The organism is Streptomyces sp. GESEQ-35, assembly GCF_017948485.1.
Taxonomy (GTDB): domain Bacteria; phylum Actinomycetota; class Actinomycetes; order Streptomycetales; family Streptomycetaceae; genus Streptomyces.
Genome location: NZ_JAFFSX010000002.1, coordinates 707,769 through 724,087, shown reverse-complemented (window position 1 = coordinate 724,087; position 16,319 = coordinate 707,769). Strand labels below are relative to the sequence as shown.

Here is a 16,319-nt window from a genome sequence, read left to right as displayed (position 1 = left end):
TCGAAGCCACGGGCAAGCAAGGGAGCGTAGGTGACCGACACCCAGGTACCGCCCAGCGAGCCGGCCGCGTTCCTGCTGCGCACCGGGAGGTTCTTCCGGTCCGGCACGCCCTCCCCCGACCTGCACAGCATCACTCTGACCGGCGGCCGGGAAGCGGACGCCTTCTACCGGGACCGCTGGAGCCACGACAAGGTGGTGAACTCCCGCGGCTGCCCCCGCGGCGCCGCCTTCTCCTGGTACACGTACTCCCCCACGCGCGTGCGCTACCCGTACATCCGCGGCGTCCTGCTGAAGATGTACCGCGAGGCGCTCGCCCGCCTCGGTGACCCGGTCCTGGCCTGGGCGGACATCCAGGGCGACCCGGGGCGCCGACGCCGCTACCAGCAGGCCCGCGGCAAGGGCGGCCTGGTCCGTGCCACCTGGGACGAGGCGGTCGAGATCGTCGCCGCCGCGCATGTCCACACCATCAAGACGTACGGTCCGGACCGCATCGCCGGTTTCTCCCCGATCCCCGCGATGTCGATGGTGTCGCACGCGGCGGGCGCCCGCTTCCATTCGCTGATCGGCGCCCCGATGCTGTCGTTCTACGACTGGTACGCGGACCTTCCGGTGGCCTCGCCGCAGGTCTTCGGCGACCAGACCGACGTACCGGAGTCGGGCGACTGGTGGGACGCCGCGTACTTGATGATGTGGGGCTCGAACGTCCCCGTGACCCGCACACCGGACGCGCACTGGATGGCGGAGGCCCGCTACCGCGGCCAGAAGGTCGTGGTCGTCGCCCCCGACTATGCGGACAACGCGAAGTTCGCGGACGAGTGGCTGCACCCTCACCCGGGCACGGACGGCGCCCTCGCCCTCGGGATGGGCCATGTGATCCTCAAGGAGTTCTTCGTCGACCGTGAGACTCCGTTCTTCGCGGACTACGTACGGAAGTTCACCGATCTGCCCTTCCTGGTGACCCTGACCGAGCGGGACGGCGCGTACGTTCCGGGGAAGTTCCTGCGCGCCTCGGACCTGCGTCAGGAGGGTGAGGGCGCGGACTGGAAGACGGTCGTACTGGACGCGGCGAGCGGCCGGGCCGTCGTCCCGAACGGCTCGCTCGGCTTCCGCTGGACCGAGTCCGGCAAGGGCCGCTGGAACCTCGAACTGGGTCCGATCGAGCCGCAGTTGAGCCTGTACGGCCATGAGGCCGCGGGAGGCGTGCCGGTGCTGCTCCCGCGCTTCGACACCGAGGGCGGCGAGCACGGGCAGGGGCGGGGGGACGTCGTACGCCGAGGTGTTCCGGCGACCCGGCTGGGCGGCGCGAACGGCCCGCTGGTCACCACGGTCTTCGACCTCCTGCTCGCCCAGTACGGCGTCTTCCGGCACGGCCTGCCCGGCCGCTGGCCCGCCTCCTACCAGGACGCCGGCTCACCCGGCACGCCCGCCTGGCAGGAGGCGCACACCTCCGTACCGGCGGCCAAGTGCGTGAAGATCGCCAGGGAGTTCGCGCGGACCGCCGAGCGGTCGAAGGGCCGCTGCATGATTCTGATGGGCGCGGGGACGAACCACTGGTTCCACTCCGAGACGATCTACCGCGCCTTCCTCGCCCTGCTCCAGCTCACCGGCTGCCAGGGCCGCAACGGCGGCGGCTGGGCCCACTACGTGGGGCAGGAGAAGTGCCGCCCGGTGACCGGCTGGGCCACGCTCGCCGCCGCCTCCGACTGGTCACGGCCGCCGCGCCAGATGATCGGTACGGCGTACTGGTTCCTGAACACCGACCAGTGGCGCTACGACCGGTTCACGGCCGACGTGCTCGCCTCGCCGCTGGGTGAGGGCCGGTTCGCGGGGATGACGAGCGCGGACTGTCTTGCCCTGTCGGCGCGTTCGGGGTGGATGCCGTCGTATCCGACCTTCGACCGCAATCCGCTGGAGCTGGGCGGGGCGTTCGGCGATCCGGTGTCGCGGGTGGTGGCCGAACTCCGCGCCGGGACCTTGAAGTTCGCCTGCGAGGACCCGGACGCGCCGGAGAACTGGCCGCGCGTACTGACGCTCTGGCGGGCCAATCTGCTGGGCTCGTCGGCGAAGGGCGCCGAGTACTTCACCAGGCATCTGCTGGGCACGCAGTCCTCGCTCAGGGCGCAGGAGGCCGAGCCGGGCGAGCGTCCGCGGGACGTGACCTGGCGGGACGAGGCGCCGGAGGGCAAGCTCGACCTTCTGCTGTCGCTGGACTTCCGGCAGACCTCGTCGACGCTGCTGTCGGACGTCGTGCTGCCCGCCGCGACCCGGTACGAGAAGCACGACCTGTCCAGCACGGACATGCATCCTTACGTCCACTCCTTCACCCCGGCCGTGGACCCGCCGTGGCAGGCGCGCACCGACTTCGACACGTTCAAGGCGCTGGCCGAGAGGCTGAGCCAACTGGCCGTCGACCACCTCGGGGTGCGCAAGGACCTGGTCGCGTCGCCGCTCCAGCACGACACACCCGGCGAGATCGCCCAGCCGGGCGGGATGGTCCGGGACTGGAAGCGCGGGGAGTGCGACCCCGTGCCCGGCAGGACCATGCCGAACCTCACCGTCGTGGAGCGTGACTACACGGCGATCGGCAGGAAGTTCACCGCTCTCGGTCCACTCGTGGAGCAACTCGGCCTGCCTGCCAAGGGAATCACTCTCAAGCCCGACGAAGAGGTCGAGGATCTCCGGCAGTTGAACGGCACCGCGTACGACGGCCGCCCGTCCCTCGATACGGCGGTGAAAGCCGCGAACACGATCCTCGCCCTGTCCGGCACCACCAACGGGCGCCTCGCCACCCAGGGTTTCCGCACCCTTCAGGAGCGCACCGGGCAGGAGATGGCCCACCTGGCCGCCGAGCACGAGGGCAAGCGCGTCACGTACGCGGACACGCAGGCCGCGCCCGTGCCGGTGATCACCTCACCGGAGTGGTCGGGCAGCGAGTCCGGCGGGCGCCGCTACACGGCGTTCACGCTGAACACCGAGCATCTCAAGCCCTGGCACACCCTCACCGGGCGCCAGCACTTCTTCCTCGACCACGACTGGATCCACGAGCTCGGCGAGGCGCTCCCGGTGTACCGGCCGCCCCTGGACATGAACCGGCTCTTCGGTGAACCCCGCCTCGGCCCGGACGGCCAACGGGAGGTGACGGTCCGTTACCTCACCCCGCACAACAAGTGGTCCATCCACTCCGAGTACCAGGACAACCTGTTCATGCTGGCGCTGTCCCGCGGCGGCCAGAACATCTGGATTGCCCCGCAGGACGCGGACGCGATCGGTGTCAAGGACGACGACTGGATCGAGGCGGTCAACCGCAACGGCGTGGTCGTCGCCCGCGCCGTCGTCTCGCACCGCATCCCGCACGGCACCGTCTACATGCATCACGCGCAGGAGCGCACGGTGGGCGTGCCGAAGACGGAGACGACCCGGCAGCGCGGCGGCATCCACAACTCCCTCACCCGTCTGATCCTCAAGCCGTCCCACCTGGTCGGCGGCTACGCCCAGCTCTCCTGGGCCTTCAACTACCTGGGCCCCACGGGCAACCAGCGCGACGAGGTGACGGTGCTCCGGCGCCGCAGCCAGGAGGTCGAGTACTGATGCGTCCGATGGCCCAGATCGCCATGGTGATGAACCTCGACAAGTGCATCGGCTGCCACACCTGCTCGGTGACCTGCAAACAGGCGTGGACCAACCGCCAGGGCATGGAGTACGTCTGGTTCAACAACGTCGAGACCCGGCCCGGCCAGGGCTATCCGCGCCGCTACGAGGACCAGGAGCATTGGCAGGGCGGCTGGGACCTGAACCGGCGCGGCGCACTGAAGCTGAAGGCGGGCGGCCGCTTCAAGAAGCTCGCGGGCATCTTCTCCAACCCGAAACTCCCGGAGATCAAGGACTACTACGAGCCCTGGACCTACGACTACAAGAACCTCACCGACGCCCCGCTCGGCGACGACTACCCGGTGGCCCAGCCCGTTTCGCAGCTCGACGGCAAACCGATGAAGATCGAGTGGTCGTCGAACTGGGACGACAACCTCGCCGGCGCCCCGGCCCACGGCGACCTCGACCCGATGGTCGAGCGGACCCGCAGAAAGGCCGCCGACAAGGTGAGGTTCGAGTTCGAGCAGACCTTCATGTTCTATCTGCCGCGCATCTGCGAGCACTGCCTCAACCCGTCCTGTGTGGCCTCCTGTCCCTCCGGCGCGATGTACAAGCGGGCGGAGGACGGCATCGTCCTGGTCGACCAGGACCGCTGCCGGGGCTGGCGGATGTGCGTGACCGGATGCCCGTACAAGAAGGTCTACTTCAACCACCGCACCGGCAAGGCCGAGAAGTGCACGCTGTGCTATCCGCGCCTGGAGGTGGGTCTGCCGACGGTCTGCTCGGAGACGTGCGTGGGGCGGCTGCGCTATCTCGGGGTGGTGCTGTACGACGCCGACAAAGTGACGGCAGCGGCTTCCGTGCCGGACGAACACGACCTGTACGCGGCCCAGTTGGGCGTCTTCCTCGACCCCGAGGATCCCGGGGTGCGGCGCGCCTGCGACGAGGCGGGGATCCCGTACGACTGGATGGAGGCGGCCCGCCGCTCCCCCGTACATGCGCTGATCAGCAAGTACAGGGTGGCGCTCCCGCTGCATCCGGAGTACCGCACCATGCCGATGGTCTGGTACATCCCGCCGCTGTCGCCGGTGGTCGACGCGCTGACGGAGACGGGGCACGACGGCGAGGACGCACGGAACCTCTTCGGGGCGATCGACACCCTGCGCATTCCGCTGGAGTACCTGGCGGAGCTCTTCACGGCGGGCGATGTCGCCCCGGTCCGGGCGTCGTTGGAGAAGCTCGCCGCGATGCGCTCCCACATGCGGGCCATCAACCTCGGCGAGAAGCCGGATCCGTCGGTCGTCGCCGCCGTCGGCATGCGGCCCGACGAGATCGAGGAGATGTACCGGCTGCTGGCCATCGCCAAGTACGAGGACCGGTACGTGATCCCGACCGCCGCCGTCGGGGACGCCCGGCGGCTGGAGGAGTCCGCGCTCCCGGACGAGTGCAGCCTCGACCACGACGGCGGGCCGGGCATGGGCGGCGAAGGGCCGTTCGGCCAGGACTCGGGGGGACGTACCCATCTGCCGCTGGTGTCGGTGGAGAACTTCCACGCGCTGCGCCATCGGCAGACCTCGGACAAGGAGGGAGATACCTGATGCCCGGATTCGAGATGCTCTACCAGGCGGCCGCGCTCTGTCTCACCTACCCCGACGACGAGTTCCGCGCCCGGCTGCCGCTGCTGCGCGAAGCCGCCCCGCAATTGCGGGAGTTCACCGACCACGCCGCGCTGACCGACCCGCAGGTCCTGGCCGCGCACTACGTCCAGGTCTTCGACTTCAAGAACCGCCACAGCCTGTATCTGAGCTGGTGGCGCGACGGGGACACCCGGCGCAGGGGCATGTCCCTGGTCCGCTTCAAGGACGTCTACCGTGCCCACGGCCTGGAGTTCACCGGCGAGGAGCTGCCCGACTTCCTGCCCGCGGTCCTGGAGTTCGCGTCCCGCACCGGCAACACCGACCTGCTCACCGAGCACCGTGCCACCCTGGAACAACTCCGTTCCCGCCTCACCGACTTCGGCACCCCGTACGCGTGCGTCCTGGACGCCGTGTGCGCGACCCTGCCGCCCGCCCGCACCGGAGCACGCTCATGACCGTCCTCCTCTGGGGCGTCCTGCCGTACGTCGCCTTCGTCCTCCTCGTCGCCGGCCTCGTCTGGCGCCACCGCTACGACAAGTTCGGCTGGACCACGCGCTCCTCGCAGATCTACGAGTCGAAGCTGCTGAACATCGCCTCCCCGGCCTTCCACTACGGCATCCTGTTCGTCCTCGCCGGCCATGTCGTCGGCCTGTTCATCCCGATGTCGTGGACCGGCTCGATCGGTGTCAGCGAGCACACGTACCACCTGTTCTCCCTGTACGGCGGCACCGCGGCCGGCATCCTCACGGTCGCCGGGATCGCGCTTCTGATCCACCGCCGCCGCACCCACGCGCCGGTCTTCCGCGCGACGACGGTCAACGACAAGCTCATGTACGTCGTCCTGCTCGCCGCGATCGCGCTGGGCATGGTCGCCAAGCTCACCCATTCCACCGGCGACGGCTACAACTACCGTGAGTCCATTGCCCCTTGGGCCCGCAGCCTGTTCACCCTCCAGCCGGACACCGAACGGATGGCGGGCGTGCCCGTGCTGTACGAGATCCACGCGGTGATCGGCATGATCCTGATCGCGTTCGTCCCGTACAGCCGTCTGGTGCATATGTTCAGCGCGCCGGTGCAGTACCTGTTCCGGCCGTACGTCGTCTACCGCAGCCGTGATCTGAATCAGCTCGGACCACGCCCGGAGCGGCGGGGCTGGGAGCGGGCGGGGTCCTGAGGCTTACGGCGGTTCGGTTCGGCAGCGCCCCGAAGGGGCGCGGGGAACTGCGCGACCAGCCCCCACCGGCCCGCGGCAAACGAACCGCACAACCAGCGGAGCGCTCACGCCGCGCCGCCCTTCTGGTCCCTCTCCTCGTCGACGATCTCCGCGTCCACCACGCCTTCCTCCTCCTGCGGTTCGGTGTGCTGCTCGGTGCCCTCCGCCGGGGTCTGCTGGGCCTGGGCGTACATGGCCTGGCCCATCTTCTGGCTGACGGTGGCGAGTTTCTCGACGCCGGTGCGCAGTTCGTTGGTCTCGGCGTTGCGCTCCAGGAGCTCCTTGAGTTCGGTGATCGCGGACTCGACCTCCGATTTGGTCTCGGAGGGCACCTTGTCCTCGTTCTCCCGGATGAACTTCTCGGTCTGGTAGACGAGTTGCTCGGCCTGGTTGCGGGTTTCGGCGGCCTCCCGGCGCCCCCGGTCCTCCTCCGCGTACTGCTCGGCCTCCCGCATCATGCGGTCGATGTCGTCCTTGGGGAGGGCCGAGCCGCCGGTGACGGTCATCTTCTGTTCGCGGCCGGTGGCGAGGTCCTTGGCGGAGACGTGCATGATGCCGTTGGCGTCGATGTCGAACGCGACCTCGATCTGCGGGACCCCGCGCGGGGCGGGCGGCAGTCCGGTGAGGTCGAAGACGCCGAGCTTCTTGTTGTAGGCGGCGATCTCGCGTTCGCCCTGGTAGACCTGGATGCCGACCGAGGGCTGGTTGTCGGTGGCGGTGGTGAAGATCTCCGAACGCCGGGTCGGAATCGTGGTGTTGCGCTCGATGAGCTTGGTCATGATGCCGCCCTTGGTCTCGATGCCCAGGGACAGCGGGGTGACGTCGAGCAGCAGGACGTCCTTGACGTCGCCGCGGATGACACCGGCCTGGAGGACGGCGCCGACCGCCACGACCTCGTCCGGGTTGACGCCCTTGTGCGGATCCTTGCCGGTGAGCTCCTTGACCAGCTCGGTCACCGCGGGCATCCGGGTGGAACCGCCGACGAGGATCACGTGGTCGACCACGGAGAGCTTGATGCCGGCGTCCTTGACCGCCTGGTGGAAGGGGGTCTTGCAGCGGTCGAGGAGGTCGGCGGTCAGCTCCTGGAACTGGGCGCGGGTGAGCTTCTCGTCGAGGTGGAGCGGGCCCTCGGCGGAAGCGGTGATGTAGGGGAGGTTGATCGTGGTCTCGGAGGACGACGACAGCTCGATCTTGGCCTTCTCGGCGCCCTCGCGCAGCCGCTGCACGGCCATCTTGTCGTTGCCGAGGTCGATGCCGTACTGCCCCTTGAACTTCTTGACGAGGTACTCGACGATCCGCTGGTCCCAGTCGTCGCCGCCCAGGTGCGTGTCCCCGTTGGTGGCCTTGACCTCGATGACGCCGTCGCCGATCTCCAGCAGCGACACGTCGAAGGTGCCGCCGCCGAGGTCGAAGACGAGCACGGTCTGCTCCTCGCCCCGGTCGAGGCCGTAGGCGAGCGCGGCGGCCGTCGGCTCGTTGATGATCCGCAGCACCTTCAGGCCCGCGATCTCCCCGGCCTCCTTGGTGGCCTGCCGCTGGGCGTCGTCGAAGTACGCCGGCACGGTGATCACCGCGTCGCTGACGTCCTCGCCGAGGTAGGACTCGGCATCCCGCTTCAGCTTCTGGAGGACGCGTGCGGACAGCTCCTGCGCCCGGTAGCGGGTGCCGTCGATGTCGCCCTGGTCCGGGAAGCGCCAGTCCCCCTCGCCCATGTGCCGCTTCACCGAGCGGGCGGTGCGCTCCACGTTGGTCACGGCCTGCCGTTTGGCCACCTCACCGACGAGCACCTCGCCGTTCTTCGCGAAGGCCACCACCGACGGTGTGGTCCGCGCGCCCTCCGCATTGGCAACAACAGTGGGTTCGCCGCCCTCCAGGACGGCCACCACCGAGTTTGTGGTCCCGAGATCGATTCCGACCGCACGTGCCATCGCTGTCCCCTTCCGCCAGGGCCGCTCACGCACTCCAGCACAAAACTTGAGTGCGCTCTTGTCAATGGGACGGGTACCCAGCGGGTGACGGAGTCTGCCTAGCTGAGCGTGCGCTCAGGCTCTCGTGGTTCTCCGCGGAGCGCCACCGCGCGCCGGGGCCGGTCGGTGATCAGCACGTCCACGCGGGGGTCGTCGAGGAAGGTCTGGAGGAGCTCGTCGTCGTTGACCGTCCACACCATGGTGAACAGGCCGTGCCGGGCGGCCTCGCGCAGTACGTTGGCGCGGGCGAGCCGCTGGTGCACGGCGACCCCGCTCGCGCCGCAGGCGCGCACCCGGCGCATCGGGAACAGCTCGCCGAGCCGGGTCACCGGCAGCCGGGCCCACCCGGTCTCCTTGCGGTTGCGGCCCAGGGACAGGGCCGTGCGCACGCCGGGAAAGGCCTGCGAGATGGCGGCGACGGAGCGGTCCTCCAGGGTCGTGGCGACGAAGCCGTCCTCGCCGAGCAGGGCGACCGCCCGGTCGATCAGCTCGCGCTCGTCGCCCACTTCCTTCAGGTCGAGATGCCCGATCAGCTTCCCGGCGATCAGGGCCATGACGTCGTCCACGACCGGCACGGCGTATCCGGCGCGCTCGCTCAGCTCGGCGTGGGTGATCCGGGCGAGCAGCGGGCCGGTGTGGTCGACCCGGGGGTCGTGGTAGACGACGAAGACGCCGTCCGCCGTACGCCGGACGTCGAACTCGACGTACTCGGCACCCGAGGCGATCGCGTCCTCGTAGGCCTCCCAGGTGGCGGCGGCAGCCTGCTCGGACCCTCCCTTGTGTGCCGATACGGCGGGTCGTCGTGACATGGGCAGTCAACTCCCGGATGAAGAACGCGGTGCGGGCACCGTAACCGATTCGTCGTCGGACGGGTCGAGCAGCGAGCCGGAGCGTCCGCTGACCCGCCTGAGCAGGATGTATCCGATCACGGCCAGGACGACGAAGGGAATCCAGGCCAGCGCGTACGCCAGGCCGTACTCCTGTAGGTCGAGGATGGAGTGGTGGTCGTCCACGTTCGTCGCGTTCACGCCGAAGAAGGCCAGCAGCAGGGTGGGCGGCAGGGCGATCAGCGTGGCCACCGCGACCAGGGCGGAGACGGTGCGGTCGCGGTGTTCGTCACGCTCCGCGATCGCGGCGTCCAGGGCGGCGGAGCGGGCGTTGATCACGGAGGTGAGGCGCTCGACCATGCGCGCGGAGTTGTCGAGGCTGTCGCGGATGCCGAGGGTGTCCCGCAGCGAGGACTGGAAGCCCTCCATCAGCATCTCCGGGATCAGCAGGCTGTCGACGTACGCCTCCACGCCGAAGGCCAGGTCGAGTTGGAGTTCGTTCACGCCCGTCGACAGCCGGGAGATGAGGGTGCGTACCTCGGACGGCGAGTCCGTGAGCGCCTGTTCGTTGCGCCGCATCATGTCGAAGGCGGCGAGCCTGGTGCGCTGGAGGACGGCCAGGGCGGAGATCATGCCGACGGCGACCAGGGTCAGGCCGTTCTCCACGTGCGGGGCCCAGCCCGCCTGCACGGAGACACCGCGGCCGTGCGCGGACAGGGTCACGCCGTGGTTGCTGAGGTTGGGCGGGACGCTGACGTCGAGGGGTGCTCCGGGGTGCCGGGGCAGCTTGCCGCGGTAGATGATCTCGTTGAGCAGCAGGTCCCGGCCGGGCTCCGCGTCGAGCAGTTTCTGGAGCAACTGGCCGCCGGGGAACACGAGTTGGTGCACGTTCTGGCCGAAGTCCAGCGGCTCGGGCAGGTCGAGCCGTTCGCTCAGCACCTCCAGCAGGGGGCGTGAGCGGAGCGTGAGCTGTGCGCGGTCGAAGCAGGTCGCGGCGAGCCAGGCGGCGACCGCCCCGGCCTCTGTCTCGCCCTGGAAACCGCAGTCCACGACGAGTGTCGCGTCGCCGCGCGGGGTGGCGACGACGAGGATCCCCACGGACGCGAGGGACAGGCCGTGGTCCCCGTGCGGCAGCCCCAGGTCGGCCGGCGTCACGGTGTCGGCCAGCACGGGTACGGGCAGCACCGCCTCGCTGGTCGTCAGATGCGGGGTGAAACGGCCGAAGTCGAGCCGGTCGACGAGACCACCCAGATCGGCGTTGTCCGGCCGCACCCGTCCGGCGAGGCTGAATAACAGGATGATGCGGGTCAGTTCCCGAGTGGCGGAGTCAAGCGCCGTTCCATTGCTGGACGTTCCCGGCAACATCGAAGTCCTTCCGACATCTCAGCATCATCTACATACCCCGGCCCGGGGCCGTGAACCGAGCGTCGCGCAGGCCCACCCCCGCCGGGGTGGGCCTGCGCGACGTCGGGACGAGGCGGACCGCTTCAGGCGAGCTTCGCCGACAGCGTGATGGTCGTGCCGGTGAGGGCCTGGCTGACGGGGCAGCCGACCTTGGCCTCCTCCGCGATGGCGACGAACGTGTCGTTGTCGATGCCCGGAACCGTGCCCTCGACCGTGAGGTGGATGCCGGTGATGCCCTCACCCGGCTGGAAGTTCACGTCGGCCGAGGTGACGAGCTTGGTGGGCGGGGTACCGGCCTTGGCGAGCATGTTGGAGAAGGCCATGGAGAAGCAGCTGGAGTGGGCGGCGGCGATCAGCTCCTCGGGGCTGGTCTTGCCGTTCGCGTCCTGGGCGCGCGATGCCCACGTGACCGGCTGCTCGTCGATGGCACCGGAGGAGTCGAAGGTGACGACCCCATTGCCCTCGAGCAGGTTGCCTTCCCAGACGGTGTGTGCGGAGCGCGTGGTTGCCACGGTTGTTCCTTTCACGTGTGGTCCCGTTGCGGGGTTCCCTGGCCCCCATCCGATCACATTCCGACTCACTGCACGCGGAACACCGGACCACGTGCGGTGAACGGCAGTCGGGCGCCCTGGGGAATCAGATAGGCGTGCTCGCGCCGCACCCGGAGCGTGTCGCACCAGCCGTCCGTGATCACCAGGACGGGGGCGCCCGGCGGGAAGTCGTCCGCCCGGTGCAGCAGGTCGATGCCGGGCTGGAGGACCGTACCTCCGCGGCCGTGCACCCGCACCCGTCCGGCGATCTCGGTGACCGGTACGAAGCCGGCGTCGTGCGGGGCCGCGTCGCAGAAGACGACGCGTGCGGCCGGTACGTCGCGCGCCTCGGCGTACGAGGCGATCGCACCCAGCGCCTTGCCGAGCAGGGTGCGGTCCATGGAGCCGGAGGTGTCGAGGACGACGCCGAAGGTGCAGCGGGCGATCTCCTCGGGCGGGAAGTAGCGGCCCGCACGCGGGATGTCGGGGGTGGAGGACTGGCGGCGCGAGGGACGGGCGTACGACCGTGCCGGCTCCGGACGGGGTACGAACTCGTCGAACCAGCGGGCCAGTCGGGCGTCCCAGGGCAGCGGCGGATGGCTCAGCGCGCGGATCTCCTCGACCAGGCCGCCGGGCAGGTATCCGCGCTCCTGCCCCTGGTGCAGATCGAGGCCCTGGCACAGGCCACGGCGGTAGAACTCGTCCAGGTCGACGTAGTCGCGCGGGCTGCCGAGCGGTCCGCCGAGGATGTCGCCGAGGCCCTTGCCGCGCAGGGTCGACAGGCGGCGCATCCGGCGCAGGTCGACGGCGATACGGTCGTAGACCTCCTCGGCGGAGAGGTCCCCCAGATCGGGGTCGAAGAGCAGCCCGTCGGGCATGGTGCCGACCTGCATCTCGTTCAGCCAGCCGTTGATGACGTAGTCGCAGGCGACGTTGAACAGATACGGGTCGCGGGGGCCGCAGCGGTCGCCGTGGCGCAGGGCGGCGTGCAGCATCTCGTGGGCGAGGACGAACCGCCATTCCTCGTCGTCGAGTTCGCGCAGCGGATTGACGTAGATCTCGGCCGCCCCCACGTCGACGGCGGCGACGGAGATGCCGTGGGCGCGGGCGAGTTCGGCGTCGGCGACCAGGGTGATGCCGGCCGCGATCCCGCCGAGCAGCGGGTAGGAGGAGACGAACCAGCTCAGGGCCCGCTCCCAGGGCTGGAGCCGGGTGGGTCCGCCGCGCATCGAGTGGCGGCGGCCGCCGGCCACGTCCATGGCGGTGGCCACGGTGCGGGTGAGGGCGTGCGCGAAGTCCAGCTGCCAGTTCTTCGGGGTGCCGCCCATCCAGGTGTCCCACGGCACCAGGAGCTGGTCCGGCTCGCCGCCGGCCGTGCCGCAGTGCTCGTACGGGCCCGGGATGCCGTCGCGGCGCCAGCGGGCGGCGAGCTGCTCCTCGTCGCCGTCGGGGTAGCTGGGCGGCAGGGCGTCGGGGGTGCGGCCGATGGAGAAGCCGAGCAGGAAGCGGTTGACGACGGCGCAGCGGGCGGCGAGCTCGTACCGGTCGGGCTGGGTACGGCGGCCCTCCTTCGCCGGGACGTGGCCGAAGCCGAGGTGGATGATGCCGTGGGCCACCGCCCAGGCCCAGTCGGCGGGGTCGGCGCGGCGGGTGGGGTGGACGTGCAGGACGCCGTCGGAGTCGACGCGGACGAGCCCGGAGGCGGGCGACAGGGGGCAGTCCTCCTTGCGGCAGGAACTGAACCCGACCGCGGCCAGCGCCCGGTTGGCCCGCACCAGCCGCATGCCCTCCGCGAACGCCTCGGCCGCGAGGTCCTTCTTGGCCTGCTTGGGACCGCGGGTGCGGCTCACTGCCGCGCCTCCACCAGGCGGGGCATGTCGCGGGCCGACTCGACCAGGAACCAGGCGGGCAGCAGGGGGTTGCCGTCGGTGTCGGGGGCGATGACGCTCTGCGCGACCTCCACCGAGATCTCGGCGAGCTGCACGAGCAGCGACTTGGCGCGGTACGCCATCTGCTGCCCGTTCGCCGAGAGGTGCTCCTTGCTGGCCGGCAGCTCCTTGACGAGGCGGCCGCGGAAGGACTCGGCGAGGTAGTAGAGCAGGTCGCGGTCCTCCATCCGGTGCGGCCAGCGGGCGTCGCCCTTGATGATCGCCTCGATGCCGTACTGGCTGCGCACGATCTTGACATAGCCGCAGAACGCGGTGGCGTGGGCGGGCGTCAGCGTGCCGTGCGCGATCACCTTCAGCGTCTCCTCGTCGAGGCCGTGGCCGAAGGAGTGCAGGGCGTCGGAGAGCATGTGCCAGGAGCGGGGCGTGGAGAACGGCTCCTCGGTCTTGGGCGGCTTGGACCACAGGTGATCGGGGCGGTCGGTGACGTGGTCCAGGATCCAGGGGTGGATGCCGTTGCCCGCGGCCCAGACCAGCCAGTCCTTCGTGGACGCCTCCAGATGGACGTGGGCGAGACGGTTGACCAGCGCGGAGGCGATGGGCCGGGCGAGGGCGTTGTCCGTCGCCCGGTTTCCGGCGCCGATGACGATCGAGCCGTCCGGAAGGTCGTAGTTGCCGATACGGCGGTCCAGGATCAGCGAGTAGAACGCCTTCTGCACATCCGGAGTGGCCGCGTTCAGCTCGTCCAGGAACAGGCAGTAGGGCTCGTCGCGGGCGATCGCCTCCGGCGGGCAGAACACGGACCGCCCGTCGCGGATCTGCGGCACGCCGATGAGGTCCTCGGGGGCGAGCTGGGTCCCCAGCAGGCTGACGCACTCAAGACCCAGGGACTCGGCGAACTCCCTTACCAGGGAGGACTTTCCGATGCCGGGGGCGCCCCAGAGGAAGACCGGGCGGACGGTCGCGAGGCCGAGCAGCAGCTCGGGTATACGGGCGGGAGTGACGGTGACGGCAGCCTGCAAAGCAGGGGGCTCCTCAAGTCTGTTCGAGCAGGTTCGACTGAGAACAGTGTGTGCGTACGACCGTTTTGACGCACCCGGTTTTCAGGCGGCCCGCTCCTCCGGCTCCGCGTCCAGCGGCACCTGCGGCCCGTCCGACTCGCGCAGCCAGCGGCGCAGGACGCGGTGGATGTGCTCGGCGCCGGCGAGTTCCTGTGTGTCGTCGACCGGGGCGGACAGGGCGACGGGCGACAGCAGGAAGGGCTTCGTCTGGGCGCCGCCGAGGCCGCCGTGCGAGCCGATCTGCTCCTCGAAGGCGAGGACTTCGCCGTCGGCCGGGTCGTACCAGGAGTTGACCATGATGTCGGCGGTGTGCGGGAAGGAGTGCGTGCGCCGGACGGCGTCGGCGGCTCCGGGGCCGAAGTCCTTGAGGGGGCCCGGGTCCTCGTCGAGTCGGTCCAGCGGGATCTCCGTGCCGTACGGGCCGAGGACGACGCCGTCGTGCTGCTCGCTGCGGACGAGCAGGAAGCCGATGCCGGGGTGGTTGGCGAGCGTGGTCAGCAGGGCGGGGTGGCGGGCGTCGATCTCCTCCTTGCTCATCCGGTGCGGCACGTCCGGGAAGGAGACCAGGGCGAGGTTCCCCGAGGCCAGCACGAGCGGCTCGGAGCGGCGGCGCGACGGGCGGTACTGCTCGTCGCCCTCCTCGACCGGCCGGCGCAGCGCTGCCCGTACGGCCGCGCGGGCCTCGGCGCCGCTGTGCGTGCGCCGGGCCTTGCGCGGCACGGGCAGCCCGCAGCCGGCCCGCACCAGATCGCCGAGGGAAAGGCCGTAGCGGGCCCGGAAGGTCTCGCCGGGGCTCTGCCCGTGGTCCGAGAGCACGACGATCCGGTACTGCCGTGGAGCGTGCTCGGCGACCTTCTCGATCAGCGCGAGCGCCCGGTCGAGGCGTTCGAGGACCTTCCCGGCGTCGCGGCTCATCGGCCCGGAGTGGTGCGCCACTTCGTCGTACGCCACGAGGTCCGCGTAGACGGCGGTGCGCCCGGCGAGCATGTCGCCCATGACGGCGGCGACCACGACGTCCCGTTCGACGACGGTCGCGAAGGCACGAATGAAGGGGTAGAGGCCGCCGCGTTTGACACGCGGGCGGACCTTGCAGAAACGGGCCCGGCTGGACTGGACGATCTCACGGCCGACCTCGGCGACGAAGGACAGGGCGGTGCGCACGGCGTTCGCCGGGTCGGAGAAATACGCGAAATAGCCCGCCCGGGAACGGTTCTCCCGGCCTCGCCGCTTGATGGCTATGGACAGCACGAGGGCCTGTTCGTCGGCGCCGCCGCTGAACAGGTTGCCGCGGCTGGCGCCGTCGACGGAGAGCAGTCCGGCGTCGCCGGTGCGCTCGACGGCACGGCGCTGGAGTTCGGCGGCGCTGGTCGGGCGGTTGCTGACCATCACCTCCCGGCGGTCCTTCTCGTACCAGCGGAAGGCCGGGACGTCGTGGTTGCTGCCGTGCAGGATGCCCAGCTGGCTGGCGCCGGTCTGGCTGGACCAGTCGGTGCGCCAGGCGGTGAGCCGGTGGGTGGGCCGGGCTCTGTCTCCGGTGCCGAGCCAGCGGGCGACGGTCGGCATCAGGCCCTTGCCGACCGCGTCGAGCAGTACGTCGTGGCCGACGCCGTCGAGTTGCAGGAAGACGGTGCCGGGGACGGCGGGGCAGGGCGACCCGGAGCCGCGACGGCGGTCGGAGAGGCGGTACAGCCGGCGCCGGTAGGCGTCGTCGTCGCGGACGGCCAGGGCACCGCCGGTGGCGGAGGCGACGGCGGACATCACGGCGGCGACCACGACCGCGGTCTCCCAGGCGACGGCGCCGCGCTCGGTGGGGTTGAGGCGCAGCGCCAGCAGCAGCAGCGCGCCGTTGAGGAAGAACACCAGCAGCCCGAGGACCAGCGCGGGCACCAGCAGCAGGAGCCGCACGAGGAGCGGCCACACCACGGCCGACAGCACACCGAAGGCGCCCGCCCCGAACGCGGCGGTCACCGTGATGTCGGTGGCGCTGTCACCGTCCGCGGACCGCAGCTGGAAGTCCGGCAGGATGCCGGCCAGCACGAGCATGGTGACCGTGGAGACGGCCCACACCGCGACACTGCGCCCAGCCTGACTGACGACCCGCCGCCAACGCCCACCACCCACGACCTGCACACCTCACGTCCTGGCCCGTCGTCGATGCGGGTCGCTTCCAGCGTGGCACATCGGGTTTCGGGTCGTCGGCCGTGTG

At 70.3% G+C, this 16,319-nt stretch carries 11 protein-coding genes; 4 read left to right on the top strand and 7 right to left on the bottom strand.

Translation table 11 applies throughout. The features are described from left to right. Positions 1-30 precede the first annotated feature (30 nt). The 4 genes from KCH87_RS06715 to narI are packed head-to-tail and all read left to right on the top strand — an operon-like array spanning position 31 to position 6,399. The gene (locus KCH87_RS06715; RefSeq protein ID WP_210584927.1) at positions 31-3,588 is read left to right on the top strand and encodes a nitrate reductase subunit alpha; all 3,558 of its coding nucleotides are present in this window, start codon (positions 31-33) and stop codon (positions 3,586-3,588) included. Beyond that, positions 3,588-5,186 carry a nitrate reductase subunit beta gene (gene narH / locus KCH87_RS06710; protein ID WP_210584926.1) on the top strand — a complete coding sequence of 533 codons (1,599 nt, stop codon included), beginning with the start codon at positions 3,588-3,590 and terminating at the stop codon, positions 5,184-5,186. The genes KCH87_RS06715 and narH overlap by 1 nt, the downstream gene beginning before the upstream one ends. Next, on the top strand, positions 5,186-5,680 hold the full coding sequence (gene narJ, locus KCH87_RS06705) for a nitrate reductase molybdenum cofactor assembly chaperone (protein WP_210584925.1): 495 nt from the start codon (positions 5,186-5,188) through the stop codon (positions 5,678-5,680). Before narH ends, narJ begins: the two co-directional genes overlap by 1 nt. Next, positions 5,677-6,399 (top strand): respiratory nitrate reductase subunit gamma, encoded by a 723-nt coding sequence (gene narI, locus KCH87_RS06700; protein WP_210584924.1) that lies wholly within the window; start codon positions 5,677-5,679, stop codon positions 6,397-6,399. The genes narJ and narI overlap by 4 nt, the downstream gene beginning before the upstream one ends. A gap of 104 nt (positions 6,400-6,503) precedes the next feature. On the opposite strand, the gene dnaK is transcribed toward narI, so the two are convergent. The 7 genes from dnaK to KCH87_RS06665 all read right to left on the bottom strand — a co-directional run bounded on the left by dnaK (position 6,504) and on the right by KCH87_RS06665 (position 16,243). After that, positions 6,504-8,366: a molecular chaperone DnaK gene (dnaK, locus tag KCH87_RS06695; protein WP_210584923.1), complete on the bottom strand. Its 1,863-nt coding sequence runs from the start codon at positions 8,364-8,366 to the stop codon at positions 6,504-6,506. A 98-nt stretch (positions 8,367-8,464) separates the two neighbouring features. Further along, positions 8,465-9,214: a glycerophosphodiester phosphodiesterase family protein gene (locus tag KCH87_RS06690; protein ID WP_210584922.1), complete on the bottom strand. Its 750-nt coding sequence runs from the start codon at positions 9,212-9,214 to the stop codon at positions 8,465-8,467. 6 nt (positions 9,215-9,220) lie between these two features. Further along, a complete protein-coding gene (locus KCH87_RS06685) occupies positions 9,221-10,597 on the bottom strand; it encodes a hypothetical protein (protein WP_210584921.1) in 1,377 nt (458 codons plus the stop codon). 122 nt (positions 10,598-10,719) lie between these two features. Then, positions 10,720-11,148 (bottom strand): OsmC family protein, encoded by a 429-nt coding sequence (locus tag KCH87_RS06680; RefSeq protein ID WP_210584920.1) that lies wholly within the window; start codon positions 11,146-11,148, stop codon positions 10,720-10,722. A gap of 65 nt (positions 11,149-11,213) precedes the next feature. Next, a complete protein-coding gene (locus tag KCH87_RS06675; protein WP_210584919.1) occupies positions 11,214-13,016 on the bottom strand; it encodes a hypothetical protein in 1,803 nt (600 codons plus the stop codon). Next, a complete protein-coding gene (locus KCH87_RS06670; RefSeq protein ID WP_210584918.1) occupies positions 13,013-14,074 on the bottom strand; it encodes an ATP-binding protein in 1,062 nt (353 codons plus the stop codon). The genes KCH87_RS06675 and KCH87_RS06670 overlap by 4 nt, the downstream gene beginning before the upstream one ends. 81 nt (positions 14,075-14,155) lie before the next feature. After that, entirely contained in the window at positions 14,156-16,243 is a 2,088-nt protein-coding gene (locus tag KCH87_RS06665; RefSeq protein WP_210584917.1) for a phage holin family protein, read from the bottom strand. Between the last annotated feature and the right edge of the window lie 76 nt (positions 16,244-16,319).